Here is a 17,717-nt window from a genome sequence, read left to right on the forward strand (position 1 = left end):
TCAAGGACCCGATGCCCTCTTTTCGATACCTGTTGGCGCCGCTCGCGGCAAGCGTGCTGCTCAGCGGCTGCCTGATGAATAACACTCACCCCCTGCCAAGCGGGGGCACGCCCAACTTCTGGCGCGCCGTCGTGGTCTACGGCATCGGCGTGGAGGGTAATCGGGAGGCCCAAGGGCTATCTGTTCGTCTCGAGCAATACAGCCTAGCGGACCAGGCCATCACCGGCGGCTGCCTGTTTTATAACCGGACCGAGGCCAGTATTCTGTCGGCCCCGGGGCAGGTGCAGTATGTGGCGTTCGACGTTCCGCCCGGCAGCTATTCCTACGGCCGGCTCCATGATGCCCCGCCCGGGAAGGCGACGGCCTTCATCGCCCCGGCGGGACACACTGTCTATCTCGGCGATTTCATCTACAAGCGCGAGAATCACATGGAACTGCGGCGCGACCTCAAGGCGTTCGAGCAGGCCCGCAAACGGGCCCTGCCGGACCTTAAGGACGAGATAACGCTTGCTGAGACTCAGTCTGTCGCGCAGCCAAGACCATTTTTATGTGGTTTCTGACTCCAAACAAAACGATGATGTCTTTTTGATAACGCAACGGCGTCATTCATGATGCTCGGGTTAGGCTCGATTGCGGACCGCTCCTCCACCGTTGCGCAATGCGCGAACGCGGCGCATCCGGTCGTCGTTAGCAGCCCGTCCCACCCCGCGATCCCAAGCGAATTGTTGCGCTGGCGCTACCATTTTTATAACTTTTCCGGCAACAGTTATGTCATCGTGGGCATGTTCGATTAAGATGGTCGGATTTTTACTGTCTGGAAACTTAAATGATCGTCGGCAAACGAAGCTTCCGCCTGAGCGCAATCGCCATGGCACTGGTGGTCTGGCTGCCCCACAGCGGCGCCGGCGCGGCGGCTCCGCTGCCCGCAGCCCCGGTAGCGGCCATTGCACAGCCGGCGACCGGCATCGCAGCCGAGCTGCGCACGCTGGCGATCAATGCGGCGGCGGTCATCATCCGTACGCCCCGCCCCTATGACGAGCGCGACTGGCTGGCCCGCTTCTACGTGCCGCGCGCCTACGCGCCGGCCTGGCAAGACCGCGGCTACAAACAGGCCAGCGCCGCCATCGCCCTGCTGCAAAATGCAGCGGTGCACGGCCTGTCGCCGTCCGAATACAACGCCGACGGCCTGGCGCGCCAGTTGGCCGACCCGGCCTTGCGCGCCAGCGCCCGCTTCGACGCCGCCATGACCCAGGCCATGCTGCACTACCTGGCCGACCTGCGCGTGGGCCGCGTGCGCTCCGAATACCACACCACCCTGCCCGACCCGCGCCTGACCAAGACCGACCCGGTCGACCAGTTGCGCGCGGCGCTGCTGAGCCAGCGCCTGGACCAGGCCGTGGCCGCCTCCGAGCCGCGCATTCCCCTGTACCGGCGCGTGATGACCACCCTGGCGACCTACCGCAAGCTGGCCGAGCAGCCGTTCACGGCGCTGCCGCCGCTGCCCGAGGGTGTCAAGAAGCTCGAACCGGGCGCGCCGTATGCTGGCGTGGCCACCCTGCGCGCGCGCCTGATCCAGCTGGGCGACCTGAGCGCTACCGCCCCGGCCGAGCCGCCCGCCAGCGCCGGCCTCTACACGGCGGCCCTGGCCGACGGCGTCAAGCACTTCCAGTCGCGCCACGCGCTCAATGACGATGGCGTGATCGGCGCCGGCACGCTGGCGGCCCTGAACGTGCCGCTGTCGCGCCGCGTGCGCCAGCTCGAGCTGGGCCTGGAGCGCCTGCGCTGGCTGCCCGACTTCCCGGACGGCCGCCTGATCGCCGTCAACCTGCCCTCGTTCCGTCTGTGGGCACTGGAACTCGGTCCCGGCGCCAAGAATCCGCTGATCGAAATGCGCGTGATCGTCGGCGCCGCCGTCAAGACGCCGACGCCGCTATTCGTCGGTTCGATGCGTTATGTGGAATTCAATCCCTACTGGAACGTGCCGCGCAGCATAGAAAAAGGCGAGATCATTCCCAAGCTGGCGCGCGATCCGGGCTACCTGGGCAAGAACGAGATGGAATTGGTGCCGGTCGGCGGCGGCGGCCCCGTGTCGGTGGTCGATGCGGCGACCCTGGACGGCCTGCGCGCCGGCCAGTTCCGCGTGCGCCAGCGTCCCGGTCCGCGCAATGCGCTGGGCGCGGTGAAGTTTGCCATGCCGAACACGGACAATATCTACCTGCACTCGACCTCGGCGCAAAGCTTGTTCAAGCGCGGCCGGCGCGACCTGAGCCACGGCTGCATCCGGGTCGAAAACCCGCTCGGCCTGGCCAAGTTCGTGTTCGGCGACCAGCCGCAGATGACCCCGGCCACCATCGAAACACTGATGAAGCCGGCGCCGATGAAGACCGTCAGCCTGAAAACGCCAATTCCGGTGGTGCTGTTCTATTCGACGGCCGTGACCGACCGCGAAGGGCTGGCCCTGTTTCCGGAAGACGTCTACAAACGCGATCCGGGGCTGGAAAAGGCTTTAAAAGTGCGTAGCGATGCTATTGCGCAGGTGCGCTGAGCACGCGCTTGAGGCGCTGCCCGTGGATGCCCCACTGGCAGTCGTCGCCATCGACGCGGCCGGTTAACACCCAGCCGGTGCCGATTTTCTCGACCCCGACCTCGCCGCCAAGCTCGGCAGCGAGTTTCTCGGCCCACATGCTGGCCGATCCTTTTCCCTTGAACAGTTCATTTCCTTCAAAAATTACCGTGGCATCGAACACGGGCATGGCAAATACGGTCGTCATTTTTTCCTGATCACTTCACTTAAATGGGGATAGTCGCCGCAACGGCGTGCTGCGGACCCGTATCCTGCCATTTCGCCTCAGCCCTCGCGCCCATCGATGCGGGCGCGCCACAGATACGGCGTGTAAACCAGCAAAAACAGCACGAACGACAGGCTCCAGCACGCGCCCGAGGCCAGCAGCGCGCCATCGCGCCAGCCGCCGGGAACCACCTGCGCCAGCACACGCAGCACGGCGCCGGCCTGGATCAGGGAATACATGACCGGCTCGTAGCGCCCGGCCTTGAGTATCCTGCCGGTATGGCCGAGCGTGGTGCGGGTCATCATGCCGATGATCAGCCCGGCCATCGAGCCGACCGCCAGCGCGTGAAAGCCGGCGCTGGCCGTGCCGATGCCCAGCGCGGCCAGCGCCAGCAGCGCAAATCCGAAGGCGATCCAGGCGTAACCCAGGTGCAAGATCCACAGCAGCGGCACATGCAGGGTACGCTGCGGCTGCCAGCCCGCCAGGCGCAGCAGCATGGCGCAGGCGGCCGCCATCATCAGCGCGGCCGTGAGCGCGCCGGGCAGCGCCACAACCCAGGCGATGCTGGCGCCGGCGGTCAGGGCCAGCGCGACTTTGTCATAGCGGGGCCGCACCACCGGCTTGGTGCCGGGCGCGCCATTGGTGGTGAACATGGGAATCACGCGTCCGCCGATCACCGCCTCGATGATGACGATCACCAGGATCCCCGCATGCACGGGCGTGAGCGGCGACAGGGCGATCCAGCCCAGCGTGGCCGCGTGAAACAGCGCGTTGGCCACGGTCAGCAAGCCGAGCAAGGCCACCAGGAACAGGTTGCGCTTGTTGCCCGACTGTTTCAACACGCGATACAGCGGCCACGCGGCCAGCGGCAGGAACAGCAGGTCGACCCCGGCGGCGGCCAGTGGCGGCGCGCACAGCATGGCGCCGCGGCCGGCCAGCCACACGCCAGCCAGGGCCGCCAGGTGGGCGCCATGCGGGGTCGGCAGATTGGTCCAGTTGCGCCCGGCCGTGAACAGGAAACCGATAATGACGGCGATGGCCATGCCGTACACCATTTCGTGCGCGTGCCAGCCCAGGCCGCCGTGCGGCAAGGCGAGCCAGCCGAGGTATTGCGCCAGCCACAAGGGCACCGCCAGCGCCGCAAATGCAGCCGTCAGGATGTAGAAGGGCCGAAAGCCGAGCGCCCACACGGGGTGTTGCGCGCTCCACGGCGCGTGGTGGACCGGCGCGGCCGGTTCGTCGATTGTCAGCAGACTCATGTCATCACCTGTTTAAAGATATATTAAATATACTACTTTATGCCGCCGCCCCGGGCAACGACTATCGCGCGCGTTTTGACACCGGCGCGGACACGGCGCCGCGGAAATGCGCCATTCTTGATGCAGATTATGCTTTTCGAACAAATCGCACGGGCTTCTGGACGGCTGGCGGTGCGGCGCTTTACGCTGTTCGCATCCACCACGCCATTCATCGGAGAACGTATGCAAACCGCTTTACTCACCATTCCCGCCATGCAGGACCAGAGCGCCGCACTGGCCGTGGCCAAAGCCCTCGAAGCCGTCGCCGGCGTCGAGACCGTGCACCTGACCCTGGCTACCGGCCGCGCGCGGGTCGGCTTCGATGAGGCGCGCGCCTCGGCCGATCAGCTGCGCCTGGCCGTGGCCGCCGCCGGCTTCACGGTGGCGCCGCAAGCGAGCGGTGGTTGCTGCGGCGGTTGCGGCGGCGCTTGATCCGCAAGCCACGCGTGCCCGCGGCCCTCGCTCCGATGCACGCTCCGGAGCGAGCGCTGGCGGCATGTCGCCGCCGCCTGCGATCTTCCGGCCCGGGCCGGGCTATTTGAGGCGGTGCTCGACGGCGAACACGGCGGCCTGCACGCGGCTGGCCAGTTTCAGCTTCTTGAGCACGTTCTGGACGTGGATCTTGACCGTGCTTTCGGCCAGGTCCAGGTTGCGGGCGATGGCCTTGTTGCTTTCGCCGCGCGCCAGGCAGTCGAGGATTTCCTTCTCGCGCGGGGTCAGCTTGTCGAGTTCCGACGCCGGCGCCTCGCCCGCTGCGCCCCCCTGCAACTGCGCCACCAGCTTGCCGGTCATGGCTTCGGCCACCACGGTTTCGCCGGCAGCCGCGCGGCGGATCGCGCGCAGCAGGTAATCGGTGTCGATGTTCTTGATCAGGTAGCCGCTGGCGCCCGCGCGCAGCGCTGTCGCCAGATCGTGCGACTCTTCCGACACGGTCAGCATGACGATCGCCGCGTCCGGGCAATCCTGCTGCATCAGTTGCAGCGTTTCCACGCCGGACATGCCGGGCATGTTCAAGTCCAGCAGCACCACGTCGGGTTGCAGCTGGCGCGCGCGCTTGATGCCTTCCACGCCGTCGGCCGCCTCGCCGACGACGGCAAACTCGGTGTGGCGCTGCAAGAGCGAGCGTATGCCGCTGCGAAACAGGCTGTGGTCGTCCACCAGCAGCACGCGGATCGGTTCTTTCGGGGTGTCCATGGTTCCTCTTTATTCGTATCAGGCGGCGCGCCGGCATTCCTGCGGCAAGGTCAAGGCAATCGTGGTGCCCGCGCCGGGGCTGGACGTGACGCTCAGCGCCGCTTCGATGCGCTGGGCGCGCTCGCGCATGATGTGGATGCCGACGTGGCTGTCGCCGCGCCCTTCCAGCAGCGCCGGATCGAAGCCGTCGCCGTTATCGGCGATGCTGAGTAGAAAATCGTGGCGGTCTTCGAGGCGCACCAGCACCCGGCTCGCACCGGCGTGCTTGCGCACGTTCGACAGCGCTTCCTGCACGATGAACAGCAATTGCAGCTGCTGCTCGCGCGGGAACGGGGCGCCGTCGACATCGGCCACCAGCTCGGCGGCGATGCCGGTCTGGCGGCGGAACTTGTCGACCGTGGTTTCCAGCGCGCCGATCAGGTTACCCTCGACCAGGCGGGTGCGGAAATTGTGCAGCAGCTCGCGCACGTCTTCGTAGCTTTCCTGGACGCCGGCGCGCAGGGCCGGCACGATCTCGGCCACATCGGCGAGCTTGCCGTCGCCCACCGACTGTTCCAGCATCTGCACTTGCAGGTTGAGGAAGTTGAGACCCTGGGCAATGCTGTCGTGCAGCCCCTGGGCCACCAGGTTGCGCTCTTCCGACACCGCCATTTCGCGTTCGCGCGCGCCCAGGCGCAGGTTTTCGACGGCGGTCCCGAGCAGCTGGCCCAGCGTTTCGAGCAAGCCTTGTTCGCGCGCGTCGAGCTCGCGCGCGGAACGGAAATGCAGGTTGAAAAATCCCAGGTGCTGCTGGTGCGCATACATGTGGAACACCGACACGGTGGCAAAGCCTTCGCGGTGGCATTCGAGTTCGTAGCCCTTGTCGAGCTTGCGCAAGTCGTGGATCACCGTCACTTTTTTCTGGACCGCTTCGCCGCACAGGCAATCGCCCACTTTCATGCAGTGTTCGCGCTGGACCAGGCGCGGCGACAAACCGCGGTGGACCACCATGTGCACGTTATCGCGGCCGGTATCGAGTACCCGCACCGAGCCGCCGTCGGCATTGAAATAGTCGCTGATGCGCTGCAAGAAGCCCTGGCACAGCGGTTCCAGCGGCTGCGGACGCTGCAGGAAGGCGGCGCTATCGTACAGCAGGGCCAGTTCGTGGTTCTGGTGCTCCAGCGCGGCCGTCTTGGTCTGCACCAGGGTGGCCAGATTGCCGTACAGCGCTTGCAGGCAGTCGGCCATCTGGTTGAATCCCTGCGCCAGCTGGCCGAATTCATCGACGCTGTCGACCTCCAGGCGCACTTCGAAATCCTTGTCCTTCATGCGGTGCAAGCCTTCGTGCAGGCGCGTGACCGGTTCGATGATGAGGCTGAACATGAGGTAGATCAGGCTGACGGTACCGACCAGCGCCAGGGCCAGCAAGGCCAGTTGGGAAGCGCGCAGCCAGAAGGTGCGGGTTTCACTGTCGCGCTCGATCAACTGGACCAGCGCGTTGACGCGGCCGGCGAAGCGGTCGGTGCGCGCCAGGTAGCTGCGCAGCGCGTCCGGTGTGGCGCCGTCGCGGGCCGCCAGTGCCTGGGCCGCCGGGCGCAGCTCGCGCCGCCAGTCGCTGTCGATGCGCTCGAATTCGCCACGGATGGCGCTGGTCGGCGGCAGGAACAGGGGGCGTTGCGGGTCGCCCTGGTGCAGCTGGACCAGGGTGGCATCGATCTGCGCCATTTGCTGGACGGCGCCGGCCTGGCGCGCCGCATCGCTGGCGCGGTCGCCCGGCTGCGACAACAGGATCGCCAGCCGGTAGCTGCTCATGCGCAGGCTGCCGGTATCGTTGATGGCGGCGGCGCTGCCTTCGAGCTGCCAGGACAGGTACAGGGTCACGCCGATGGCAAACAGGGCCAGCGAGAGAAAGCCCACCAGCGCTCCGACAATCTTGGTCGAGAGCTTGTGACGGGATGGAATCAGGGTGTCGAGGGTCATGGGTACTCCTTGCTGACGCCATGATACGCTTGCGGGCGGCAAAACGTTCCCGCCGGAATGGCGCTCATCCACCGGTCTGCGACATGAACCGGATAATTTTGCCGGGTTGTTCGCGGAATTCGTGTTTTTCGGGCTTGAGTTCGATAGCGGCGCGGATCGCCTGCTCCAGTTCGGCATCGCTGGCGCCGCCGCGCAGCAAGGGGCGCAGCTCGACCTTGTCTTCCTGGCCGAGGCACAGGTAGAGGGTGCCGTCGACCGACAGGCGCACGCGGTTGCAGTCGGCGCAGAAATGCTGGGACATCGGCGTGATGAAGCCGACGCTGGTGCGCCCATCCGGCGTGGCCAGGTAGCGCGCCGGACCGCCGCCGAGCGTGGCCGGCTGGTGGATCAGGCCGAAATGGCGGCGCAGGTGGCGTTCGATCGGCCCCAGGTCGAGCCAGGTGGCGTCGCGCCCGGTGCTGCCCATGGGCATGGCTTCGATCAGGCGCAGCACGAACTGGTGTTCGATGCAAAACGCGACCATGGCGTCGATCTGGTGCTCGTTGACGCCGCGCAGGGCAACCATATTGATCTTGATCGGATCGAAACCGGCCGCCTTGCCGGCCATGATGCCGTCGAGGATCATGCCGAGACTGTCGCGCCCGGTGATCTGGTGCATGCAGGCGCGGTCGAGCGAATCGAGGCTGACGTTGATGCGCGACACGCCCGCCGCGCGCAGTTCGCTGGCGTGGTGCGCGAGGCGGGTCGCGTTGGTCGAGAGCGACAGGTCGTCGATGCCGGGCAAGCTGGAGAGCCGCCCGGCCAGTTCGGCAAGATTGCGGCGCAGCAGCGGCTCGCCGCCGGTCAGGCGCAGGCGGCGCGTGCCGAGACGGGCGAAGGCGCCCACCAGGCGCGCGACTTCATCGAAGGTGAGCCAGTGCTGCGGTTCCTCGAAGCCCTTGAAGCCTTTCGGGATGCAGTAGCTGCAGCGCAGGTCGCAGCGGTCCGTCACCGACAGGCGCAGGTATTCGATCGATCGCCCGTACCGGTCGCGCAGCATGGTCCTACTCCCTGAAGATTGATGACAAGCCGATTGTAGCGGGCCGGGCCGGATTTGAATGTGCCCATGACGAGGTAGCGGGGCTAGTCATAAAGAACTAGATGGCGCGCTTTTTCCAAGCGCGCGCCAGGCGGCCTGTGTGACAATTTGTCATCGCGATGTTCATCTTACTGTGTCATACATTCCGTCCAACCGCATTGCAACATGGGCAACGCTGAAATCGCATCATGATTGCGCGTGTGATTGCTGCGCGGAGCGACGTTATCGAATCAGGCACGTGGGGTTGCGTTCGCCTGGCTGCCGCGATGGATGTAATTAACGGGTAAGGGAGCGATTTTTGGTTGAGCGGAGTTTTTTTGCGCCTCGATCGTTGAGACGTTGACTGATTAAGAATCCATAAACGGCGATGCTCAGCGTGGCATGGTGGTGAAAGCCTTGCCAGCCTCGGCCCTCATAGTGTCCGAGGCCGAATTCCTGCTTCAGGTCTGATAGTCGCGCTCGATTCGCCAGCGCATTTTCGTCACGAACACGATCTGCTCAAGCGTGGCGCCGCTTGGTGCTGTTAAGAGAAAGTATTTCAACGGCTCGGCGTCGCCTTCGGGCCATTTGATCAATAACCACTCCTCTGCACGTTGCACGCTGCACGCTGCGCCAGATATCGCGATGGGCCGGCCGCACGCGCAGTGCGGCGAAGCGCGACGACGAGGTCGAATTACACCCCTCCCGCCAGTTCACCCGCTGATACGCATCTGTTGGTAGTCCCATCGCTACTTCCTTGACCGACGAAGGTTCGTGGCCCGGCCCGCGACGCAGCAGGCTTGATGGGCGTCCCCGGCCTTTTTGCGGCATCGGCGGCAACTGTGACACGCCCGGCGGCCATACCGTCGTTCCGGGGGGGATGCCGACGGCATAGAGCAAGCCCATTTCTGTAATACCGTCACGAAAGGCCGTTTCACCACCATAACCGGCATCTGCCAACATAACACCGGGCTGGGCCTTTGCCACGAACCGGACCCTCGACGTCAGCCTCGCCCGCCTTGGCGTGCTATTTTTCCGTTTTCTCTCTTCCTCCCTATAACGATATGGGTTCGACTTGGGACACCTGGGCATCAAAATGCGGGCGCATGTCGCGGCAGCGGGCGCACTATTGTTCCGCGCCGATCAGAATGAACAGCAGCGCATCCCGTACCGCAGGCGTTGGGCCAGCATGTCGGCATCGTCCCACGGGTCGAGCGCGGTCTTCATGCGCCAATAGCGCTTTCCGCAAACTGGTCGCGTAGCTTGTCCGCAGAGCGGATTTGCAATGGTGCAGCAGCGCGTATCGAAAGCCGGACGTGCGGAGCGCCTGCCTCACCGGGAGGGAGCGCGAGCAGGTATTGGGCCGCGATACCGCGCTCGGCTTGTACGGCGTGCTGCAGTAGGGACAGGGCCCGCATAGGGTTGAGCACTTGCCCCTGCAGATATTGCTGACCTTCTGCCAGCCGAACGCTGGAATGGCCAGCGATGGCGTCGGCGTCAGGCACAGGCAGGCCCAGATCGGCATCCTGGCCGGCATCGCCAAGCTCCGGGGTGTCGGACCCGGCATGCGGTTCTGGTAGGACCAGCGCGCTGGCGCGCAGGCCCACCCCGGTGATCGTTTGCCATACCCAGCCAGCGTAGCGCGCAGTGGCCGGGTCGCGCATCTGGGCGATCACGTAAGGCAAGTGCGCACTGTCGCCATGGTAAGCAATGAAGCGCAGGGCCACCCGAGCCGGCATGAAATTGATCAGTGCCGCCAGGTTAGGATTGCCGATGGGTATTAGTCTGGCCAACAACTGCACCCAGCGCTGCAGGCGGCGCAGGGCTTGTTTGCGGTACCAGCCGGTTGCCGCGTTGTGCAGTTTGACCTGGACAATCACGCATTGCCACAGAGCTTCGGCCGCCACCATTGCGTCTTCGGCATCATGGTTTGCACGAAGGGGCGGACGGCCGCCAAGGGCAATCGCCGCTTCAGCCCGCACAACCAGGCATGGACCCGCCAGGCCGGCGCGCAGGGCTGCATCGTGCAGGCTGTCGCCCGCACTCGCGGCAGCGGCAACACGACAGGCAGCCGCGCGCACGTGCTCGTCGGGGCTGTCCAGGAACAACGCCAGTGGCTGCGCCAAGGCTGGCGTGGCGGCAGCACCCAGCAAGGCGGTGGCACGCAAGGCCACAGTTTGACGAATGGGATCGCTGGTGGGCGCGCTCCACGCATAAATGATGGCAGCCGCTTGCGCGTGCGGCACCCAGCCAAACGCACTGATCACGCCGCGCAGCAATTCATCGGGACGGGCGCGCACATGTGCCATCAATTCATCGAACGGCGCCGCGTTGCCCGCTTGCAGCGCCAAGCAGGCGCAGACAAATGCTTCGCCGGGCTTCTTCCAGCGCTCCAGCGCGGCAAGGGCCGGGGCCCAACCGTCAGAGCCTGCCACTTCCAGCCCTTCGAGGTGTGCAGCAAGCATTGCGCTGAAGCGCCCCAGCTCGGCCAGGGTCAGGTGCGGTGAACTCGCCGAGCCGTCATGCTGCGACCAATAGAAGGCGGCATCTTCCGCATGGCGGCGCACCAGCGGCGCAATAATCGGGAAAGGGACTGGATCAGTCTTCATTGAATCGTCAAGCTCAAGGTGGGTTTAGCGGGAATACGGTAGTGGTCCAGCCGGCACGGCGCCTGCACCGTGCTGGCAGCGCTGGTCGCGCCGCTCACGGCGCGCTCGACTTGCGCACGGCCATTTCCATTTCGCCGCGCAGGAACAAGTTGTGCCACTGGCCGTTTTCCATAAATGCAGCGCCGCCCAGGCCAGCCATCAGCATCACGCCGTCGTTGACCGACAGGCTGCCGGAGCATACATATATTTCCGAGGGCAGGCCGCCGGCCCGCGCCAGCTTGCCGTTCTCGATCGTCCATACCCCGTTGTCGTTGGTGCACCAGACTTTGCCTTCGTGCCAGACCATGTCCTTGAACCCGAGGCTGATGCCGCCGTCATAGATTTTCTTCCAGCGGTTTTCGCGCCCCATGAAAGTCAATCCTTCGTAGCACGAGACATAGACATTGCCATCGCCGCCACAGCAGACTGTCCTGGTCCAGATATTGGTGGGGAACGCCACCTGTTGCCATGTCTTGCCGTTGAAGTGACAGACGTCGCCCTTGCCGCCAACTGCATACAGATCGTTTTCGTTGAATCCGGCGATGTCATCGAAGCCGCCGTCACTCCAATCCGCCAGCTTCGGAATGGCCTCCGAGTGTGAAAACCATTCACCCTTGCCAAGCCGCTTTCCGACCGACCTGTTGCCACCGCACACATACGCGTAGCCTTCGATCATCTTGGTGCGAGTAATCGCCCCGCAGCGCATGGGACTGCCCTTGCAATCTTTGACCGGGGTATCCATGTAGCTGACACCGCTGCCGATCACGTAGGCCGACGAGTCTTCCATTTCCAGGGCAATGAACTGGCTCTGCGGCTTGGTCGCCGCGCCGATGTACACGGTTGCCCAGTCTTCCAGCAGGGTCCACCCCCACTGCTTGCCGGGGTCACCATTACGGAAAAACGTAACCAAGTGCTTGTCGCGACGGTCCCGGCTACTGCGGCTTTTCTCCTCTTCCTCGACTTCTTCATCGGTATACCAGCGATCGGCAATAAAGCCAAAACGCGTCCGGTCGCGCACCACACATCCATAGACGTAAAATGTGCTGAGGTTGGCGGCATATTCTTTCAGTGTCATCTGCATATTCGTCCTATCCGTTGTCTTGGTCATTCACGGGTCGTGTTTTTTTCTTCGTGCCACCGGGGGAGCCTGAATCCGCCTTCAATTCCTTGCCGGCGCACTTGTAGTGCGCATCGAGCTGGGCTTCCAGGCATTCCCGCTTGCACTGGATGGCGCCGGCCATTTGTACCGCATCGATCGCGTGCTTCTTGGCGTCGGCATAGGGCAGCGTGTCCTTGCCAGTCGCAGCCTTGTATTTTGCCATGGCCACCTTCAGGTTGTTGTGCGCCATACCGTGGCTGCCATGAAGCGCCGCGTTATTGGCACCTTCCAGACACATAGTCGGCGCATTGTCGTAGTCGTAGCCGGGGCAGTCGGCGCCTTCGACCATAGCATTCGGGAGAATATGATGGCCGGTCTGACCAGGGCAGCAACCAAGCCCGTGTTTTGCCTGCGACTTGGCCTTACTGTTTGTTACCGTGGTTTTCTTGCCGCTGGCCGCCGTGCGCTTGGCGCTTTCTTCTTTATCAGTACTGCGATCGCTATCCGGCCAGGGTCAGGTGCGGTGAACTCGCCGAGCCGTCATGCTGCGACCAATAGAAGGCGGCATCTTCCGCATGGCGGCGCACCAGCGGCGCAATAATCGGGAAAGGGACTGGATCAGTCTTCATTGAATCGTCAAGCTCAAGGTGGGTTTAGCGGGAATACGGTAGTGGTCCAGCCGGCACGGCGCCTGCACCGTGCTGGCAGCGCTGGTCGCGCCGCTCACGGCGCGCTCGACTTGCGCACGGCCATTTCCATTTCGCCGCGCAGGAACAAGTTGTGCCACTGGCCGTTTTCCATAAATGCAGCGCCGCCCAGGCCAGCCATCAGCATCACGCCGTCGTTGACCGACAGGCTGCCGGAGCATACATATATTTCCGAGGGCAGGCCGCCGGCCCGCGCCAGCTTGCCGTTCTCGATCGTCCATACCCCGTTGTCGTTGGTGCACCAGACTTTGCCTTCGTGCCAGACCATGTCCTTGAACCCGAGGCTGATGCCGCCGTCATAGATTTTCTTCCAGCGGTTTTCACGTCCCATGAAAGTCAATCCCTCGTAGCACGAGATATAGACATTGCCATCGCCGCCGCAGCAGACTGTCCTGGTCCAGATATTGGTGGGGAAAGACACCTGCTGCCACGTCTTGCCGTTGTAGTGCCAGACGTCGCCCTTGCCGCCGACAGCATACAGATCGTTTTCGCTGAATCCGGCGATGTCATCGAAGCCGCCGTCACTCCAATCCGCCAGTTCTGGGATGGCCTGCGAGTGCGAAAACCATTCGCCCTTGCCAAGCCGCTTGCCGACCGACCTGACGCCCCCGCAAACATAGGCGTAGCCTTCAATCATCTTGGTGCGGCGTATCCCCCCGCGCAGGGGATTGCCCTTGCAATCTTCGACCGGGGTATCCATGTAGCTGACACCGCTGCCGACGACAAAGGCCGAGGTGTCCTCCATTTCCAGTGCAATGAACTGGCTCTGCGGCTTGGTCGCCGCGCCGATGTACACGGTCGCCCATTCTTCCAGCAGCGTTGAGCCCCACTGCTTGCCTGAGTCACCATTACGGAAAAATGTAACCAAGTGCTTGTTGCGACGGTCCCGGCTACGTCCGCTTTTTTCCTCTGCCTCGACTTCTTCGTCGGTATACCAGCGATCCGCAATGAAACCAAAACGCGTCCGGTCGCGCACGGCACATCCATAGACATAAAACGTGCTGAGGTGGGTGGCATATTCCTTCATTGTAATCTGCATATTCATCCTATCCGTTGTCTGTATTATTCACGGGTGGTGGCGTTCTCTTCGTGCCACCGCCGACGCCTGCATTGGCATTCAATTCCTTGCCATCGCACTTGTAGTGCGCATCGAGCTGGGCTTCCAGGCATTCCCGCTTGCACTGGATTGCGCCGGCCATTTGTACCGCATCGATCGCGTGCTTCTTGGCGTCGGCATAGGATAGCTTGCTTTTGCCGGTTTTTTTCGTATAGTCGAACATGGCCACCTTCAGGTTGTTGTGCGCCATACCGTGGCTGCCATGAAGCGCAGCGTTGTTTGCGCCTTCCAGACACATAGTCGGCGCATTGTCGTAGTCGTAGCCGGGGCAGTCGGCGCCTTCGACCATAGCATTCGGGAGAATATGATGGCCGGTCTGGCCAGGGCAGCAACCATGCCCGTGTTTTGCCTGCGACTTGGCCTTACTGTTTGTTACAGTGGCTTTCTTGCCGCTAGCCGCCGTGCGCCTGGCGCTTTCTTCTTTATCCGTCCTGCCGTCGCTATCCGCATTCTTATAGGGCACCAGCAGGCATTTGCGGGCTCGCAGGCACGTGTCGAGCTGGGCCATCAGGCTCATAGCATCCGCATGGGCGCGATGCGGTTCTTTTTTGTAGCTGCCGAGAATATCCTTGGCCTTGTCGCCGATATTTTTGGTTTTTTCCAGGGCGTCCAATGCAGCCTTGCCCTTGTCGCCGGCCATTGCCGCCAGCTCTTTAGCTGTAAGAACCAAGTCAGTTGCGGTCCACGCACCCATCAGGTATGGTCCCAGCAAGGTCTCCGCAGTGAGCACGCCGACTCCTGCCTTCAAACCGGCCCTGATCAGGAAATTGGTGGCCATTTCCTGCGCCACAGGGCCGACCTTTGCAACCGCGACTTCCACCAGCTCATCGAAGCCGTCCAACATCAGGCGCAACCTTTTGTCCTCGATGTTTTCGAGCATCTCGGTGAGTTTCTTTTCGAACTCCGGATCAGCGGTGTGGATCGGGGAAATCCACTGGCCTGTGCAATGGTCTTCCATCCAGCCGTTGCCATCAAAGGCGGTCTTGCTGCCCGGGTCGCGCTTGTAGCCGGCGGCCAGCTTGCCGGCGTCGTCAAGCGCTTTCGCGGCCGTGGCCAGTTTTCCGCCAAGCCCCTTTCTCTCTGGCTTTGGCTTGCCCTTTTTTTTGTCTTCTTCAGATTGCTCCGGTTCAGGCTTACATTTGTCCTTGACTACTTTCTCGTCGTCCGCGCAGGAAGGATGTTTGTTGAACGTATCGAGATAGATACTGGTTGGGGAATTGGCCGACGTCTGCATTCCTGTTACCCGTGGTTGTGCGTCATTGGATCGTTGTGGCGGCAGACATTCAGACCTTCCACTTTGACATTTGGTGACCAGTCAATGAAGTAGGCATCGCCCTTGATATCGTGGCTCGATACCCCCATGCCCAGATTGCGCGTTGCCGGTTCATCGCCAACGCTGTTGGCAAGAAAGGATTTATCGCGCAATGCGACCGGCGTGCCGCACACGAAGACGGTGCTGGAACCGTTGGTCAGTTCCTTGGCACAGGCTGTGTTGGAATACGGGACGACGACCGGTCCGGCAGTCGGTGCGGGAGGACTCCAGCAAGGATCGGGGCCGGCAGTGGCTTTACCATCGGCTGCCTTGGAGCACACTTCGTTCTCGTTTGCGTAGACATGTGTTTCCATCTAGTTCTCTCCGGTGTGGCGAATGACGACGGCGCAGCGGTCGCCGCCGTCGTTGGCCAGGTGTAGTACGCCCAGGTTGCCGGGGCTGTGGTCGATGTGCGGCATCTCATGCGACAGCCAGGCCAGCATGGCTACACCGGTGGCCGCTCCCACTTCGCCGATCTTGTCGGCCAGGGTCAGGTGCACCAGCTGCTGCGCGCCAAACATGATGCGCGTTACGGCATTGGCCGATTCGCGTGCGAAAAACTGTTCGCCATTCTGGTCGCTGAGGCGGAAATCCAGATCCGCTGGCGTGACCCGGGCCTGCCCGCAAGCGGCGCGTATGGCCTCGGTCAGTCCGACCGCGCGGCTCGGCACGCTGCCATCGGGCCGCCCCGCTTCGTCTGCATGGCCAATTCCTTCAATGAAAATGCCGCGGGCATCCGGCGTCGCAAGGGTCAGCAGCACCGCTGCGGCCGCCTCGCCAGGAAGAAAGCCATTGCTGTTACCTTTGACCAGCAGGCGCTCGGCGCGCAGCATGGCGTTCATGTCGGCCGCATTCAGATAGCTGTCCACGCCAATCAGCAGCACTTGCTCGACCGCCTGATCGCCCAGCAGGCGCATGGACTGCTGCAAGCCGTTCCCGAGCCCGGCCCGGCCCGAGGCAATCACCGTGACGATGCGTGCGTCCACGTCCGGGCTTGGTGCCGCGCCCGCGTCTTCGGCTGCGCGCAGCTGATGCAGCGCGTTGGCAACCAGCGCGGCATAAAAGCCATCGCCCGTGTGTGTACGCGTGGGATCCGGCGCCAGAACCACGACCGCGGTGCGCGCCGCGTCCAGCAAGGACAGCGGCTCGCGCATGCCATGGGCGCAATCACGCACCGCATGGCTGACCCAGCGCTGCAGCCGCTCGTGGCCATAGATATCGTCGGGCAGCCGGGCCACGATGATCGGGTCAAAGTTGCTACTGCGAAATTCGCTCTCCTGGAAGTGGTCCATGTGCGCACGCAGCGCGCAGCTGGCAGCGCGCAGGTGGTAGCCAACGACGCAGCACAGGCCGGCCGCGCGGATCGCCAGGCGCACCGGCTCCGGGCGATCCGCAGCCGCGCGCGTATTAAAGAACGTCATCATGCAGCTTCCTTTCTGCTGTCGCAACCGATACAGCCATTGCCATCCACACCGAGGATCTTGTTGCTCCACCACTGAAGGTCGATGGGCCCGATCGCCACGGTATCGAACTCTTGAATGCGGCGCAACACAGGTACGCTGGCACGCCACACGGCCGTGAAGCGTTCGCTATCCGGCTCAAAATACAGCGTATCCACCACCGGTACCGGCGTTGCAACGCTGTAATCCTTCCTCAGCACGCGGATCTGCAGCTTGTCCAGGGCCGGTAGCTTGAAGCGCACGATTTCGTGCCCAGCCATTAAGTTGAGCAGGACCACTTCTTCACCGCCCTTCGGGTAGGGTATTTGCTGGTCCGCCGGGGCACACTGGTGAAACTGTTCATCGAAGTCCTCCGGTAGAAACGGAAAGGTGTGCTGCTGCCAATGCGCGTCATAGGTGCCTGCGTACTGTCTTCTGACCGGCCACTGGCGCGCCACGGCGGAAAACGCTGCCGGCCGGTGTTTGCCGGTGGGAGATCTGACCGGGTCGTCTAGCGGTTCCAGACTGGGGGCAGGCAGGTCATGCAGCTCCGCTCCGGTGTTCGGACCCACCCAGCCCAGGCCGACAGGATTGCTGGCCAGGGTTTCGGTCAGTGTCTGCACCTTATCGCCCCTGCCCTTTTGATAGGTACGCGTTCCGCCGAAGGCAAAACCATAATGCAGCGGCATGCTGACAAACGGGTCCGGCTTGGTCAGGCTGGCCATGCCGAGCCGGACGCGCCATTTGCGTGGCCCGATTACCTTAACCCCTTTTTGCAGGGTGCCCACCTTGAAACCGGCCACCAGCTCGGTCACTGGTGCTCCTGCCGGCGCGTGAGCCTGCGCGTCGAACAGTATGTCGCAACGCGGTTTGTAACGCACCAAGTCACTGCCGTACTTCATCGGGCTGGTGCCGGGATCGGCAAAGAAGACGTCGCCCTGTTCCAGCGGCTGTGGAGCGATCGGTCGCGGCCGCGCACCGCGGCGGGGTATCTGCCAGCTCGATTTAACCACGATGATCAGGTGTTCGCGCCCTTCCACATCGAGCGATGTGGTCAAGTCGGCCAGCAGGTGTCTAGAGGTCACCATTATGTCCATG

General features: G+C 63.3%; 18 protein-coding genes and 1 pseudogene. 4 read left to right on the top strand and 15 right to left on the bottom strand.

The window, feature by feature from the left end:
• The first annotated feature begins 11 nt into the window (after positions 1-11).
• The 3 genes from F2P44_RS19215 to F2P44_RS19225 are packed head-to-tail and all read left to right on the top strand — an operon-like array spanning position 12 to position 2,545.
• Positions 12-560: a hypothetical protein gene (locus F2P44_RS19215; RefSeq protein WP_167088660.1), complete on the top strand. Its 549-nt coding sequence runs from the start codon at positions 12-14 to the stop codon at positions 558-560.
• A 48-nt stretch (positions 561-608) separates the two neighbouring features.
• On the top strand, positions 609-794 hold the full coding sequence (locus F2P44_RS19220; protein WP_167088661.1) for a hypothetical protein: 186 nt from the start codon (positions 609-611) through the stop codon (positions 792-794).
• 32 nt (positions 795-826) lie between these two features.
• Complete coding sequence (locus F2P44_RS19225) at positions 827-2,545, top strand: L,D-transpeptidase family protein (protein ID WP_167088662.1); 1,719 nt, start codon at positions 827-829, stop codon at positions 2,543-2,545.
• Here F2P44_RS19225 and F2P44_RS19230 read toward each other — a convergent pair.
• Both F2P44_RS19230 and F2P44_RS19235 read right to left on the bottom strand, forming a co-directional pair.
• On the bottom strand, positions 2,526-2,771 hold the full coding sequence (locus F2P44_RS19230) for a hypothetical protein (protein ID WP_229423624.1): 246 nt from the start codon (positions 2,769-2,771) through the stop codon (positions 2,526-2,528). The genes F2P44_RS19225 and F2P44_RS19230 overlap by 20 nt on opposite strands.
• 77 nt (positions 2,772-2,848) lie before the next feature.
• Positions 2,849-4,048 (bottom strand): NnrS family protein, encoded by a 1,200-nt coding sequence (locus F2P44_RS19235; RefSeq protein WP_167088663.1) that lies wholly within the window; start codon positions 4,046-4,048, stop codon positions 2,849-2,851.
• A gap of 222 nt (positions 4,049-4,270) precedes the next feature.
• Here F2P44_RS19235 and F2P44_RS19240 point away from each other — a divergent pair, with 222 nt between their 5' ends.
• Entirely contained in the window at positions 4,271-4,519 is a 249-nt protein-coding gene (locus F2P44_RS19240) for a heavy-metal-associated domain-containing protein (RefSeq protein WP_167088664.1), read from the top strand.
• A gap of 102 nt (positions 4,520-4,621) precedes the next feature.
• On the opposite strand, the gene F2P44_RS19245 is transcribed toward F2P44_RS19240, so the two are convergent.
• The 13 genes and pseudogenes from F2P44_RS19245 to F2P44_RS19300 form a co-directional block, all read right to left on the bottom strand.
• Positions 4,622-5,281: a response regulator gene (locus F2P44_RS19245; protein WP_167088665.1), complete on the bottom strand. Its 660-nt coding sequence runs from the start codon at positions 5,279-5,281 to the stop codon at positions 4,622-4,624.
• Positions 5,282-5,299: 18 nt separating this feature from the next.
• Positions 5,300-7,240 (bottom strand): type IV pili methyl-accepting chemotaxis transducer N-terminal domain-containing protein, encoded by a 1,941-nt coding sequence (locus tag F2P44_RS19250; RefSeq protein ID WP_167088666.1) that lies wholly within the window; start codon positions 7,238-7,240, stop codon positions 5,300-5,302.
• A gap of 64 nt (positions 7,241-7,304) precedes the next feature.
• Entirely contained in the window at positions 7,305-8,279 is a 975-nt protein-coding gene (gene moaA, locus F2P44_RS19255; protein WP_167088667.1) for a GTP 3',8-cyclase MoaA, read from the bottom strand.
• Between the two features lie 269 nt (positions 8,280-8,548).
• A pseudogene (locus F2P44_RS19260) lies at positions 8,549-9,320 on the bottom strand (IS701 family transposase); the annotation flags it as partial.
• Between the two features lie 200 nt (positions 9,321-9,520).
• Positions 9,521-10,906 (bottom strand): hypothetical protein, encoded by a 1,386-nt coding sequence (locus F2P44_RS19265; RefSeq protein ID WP_167088668.1) that lies wholly within the window; start codon positions 10,904-10,906, stop codon positions 9,521-9,523.
• 94 nt (positions 10,907-11,000) lie between these two features.
• Complete coding sequence (locus F2P44_RS19270; protein WP_167088669.1) at positions 11,001-12,026, bottom strand: beta propeller repeat protein; 1,026 nt, start codon at positions 12,024-12,026, stop codon at positions 11,001-11,003.
• A gap of 7 nt (positions 12,027-12,033) precedes the next feature.
• Positions 12,034-12,393 carry an HNH/endonuclease VII fold toxin-2 domain-containing protein gene (locus F2P44_RS19275; RefSeq protein WP_167088670.1) on the bottom strand — a complete coding sequence of 120 codons (360 nt, stop codon included), beginning with the start codon at positions 12,391-12,393 and terminating at the stop codon, positions 12,034-12,036.
• A gap of 151 nt (positions 12,394-12,544) precedes the next feature.
• A complete protein-coding gene (locus F2P44_RS36155; RefSeq protein ID WP_267877617.1) occupies positions 12,545-12,673 on the bottom strand; it encodes a hypothetical protein in 129 nt (42 codons plus the stop codon).
• A gap of 94 nt (positions 12,674-12,767) precedes the next feature.
• A complete protein-coding gene (locus F2P44_RS19280) occupies positions 12,768-13,796 on the bottom strand; it encodes a beta propeller repeat protein (RefSeq protein WP_167088671.1) in 1,029 nt (342 codons plus the stop codon).
• A gap of 1 nt (position 13,797) precedes the next feature.
• Positions 13,798-15,102 (bottom strand): HNH/endonuclease VII fold toxin-2 domain-containing protein, encoded by a 1,305-nt coding sequence (locus F2P44_RS19285; protein WP_167088672.1) that lies wholly within the window; start codon positions 15,100-15,102, stop codon positions 13,798-13,800.
• A 5-nt stretch (positions 15,103-15,107) separates the two neighbouring features.
• A complete protein-coding gene (locus tag F2P44_RS19290; protein WP_167088673.1) occupies positions 15,108-15,494 on the bottom strand; it encodes a DUF4150 domain-containing protein in 387 nt (128 codons plus the stop codon).
• Positions 15,495-16,604 (bottom strand): hypothetical protein, encoded by a 1,110-nt coding sequence (locus F2P44_RS19295; protein WP_167088674.1) that lies wholly within the window; start codon positions 16,602-16,604, stop codon positions 15,495-15,497.
• Positions 16,601-17,716, bottom strand: a complete 1,116-nt coding sequence (locus tag F2P44_RS19300) for a DUF2169 family type VI secretion system accessory protein (protein ID WP_167088675.1) — start codon at positions 17,714-17,716, stop codon at positions 16,601-16,603. Before F2P44_RS19300 ends, F2P44_RS19295 begins: the two co-directional genes overlap by 4 nt.
• Position 17,717 lies beyond the last annotated feature (1 nt).

The organism is Massilia frigida (genome assembly GCF_011682175.1).
GTDB lineage: Bacteria > Pseudomonadota > Gammaproteobacteria > Burkholderiales > Burkholderiaceae_D > Telluria_A > Telluria_A frigida.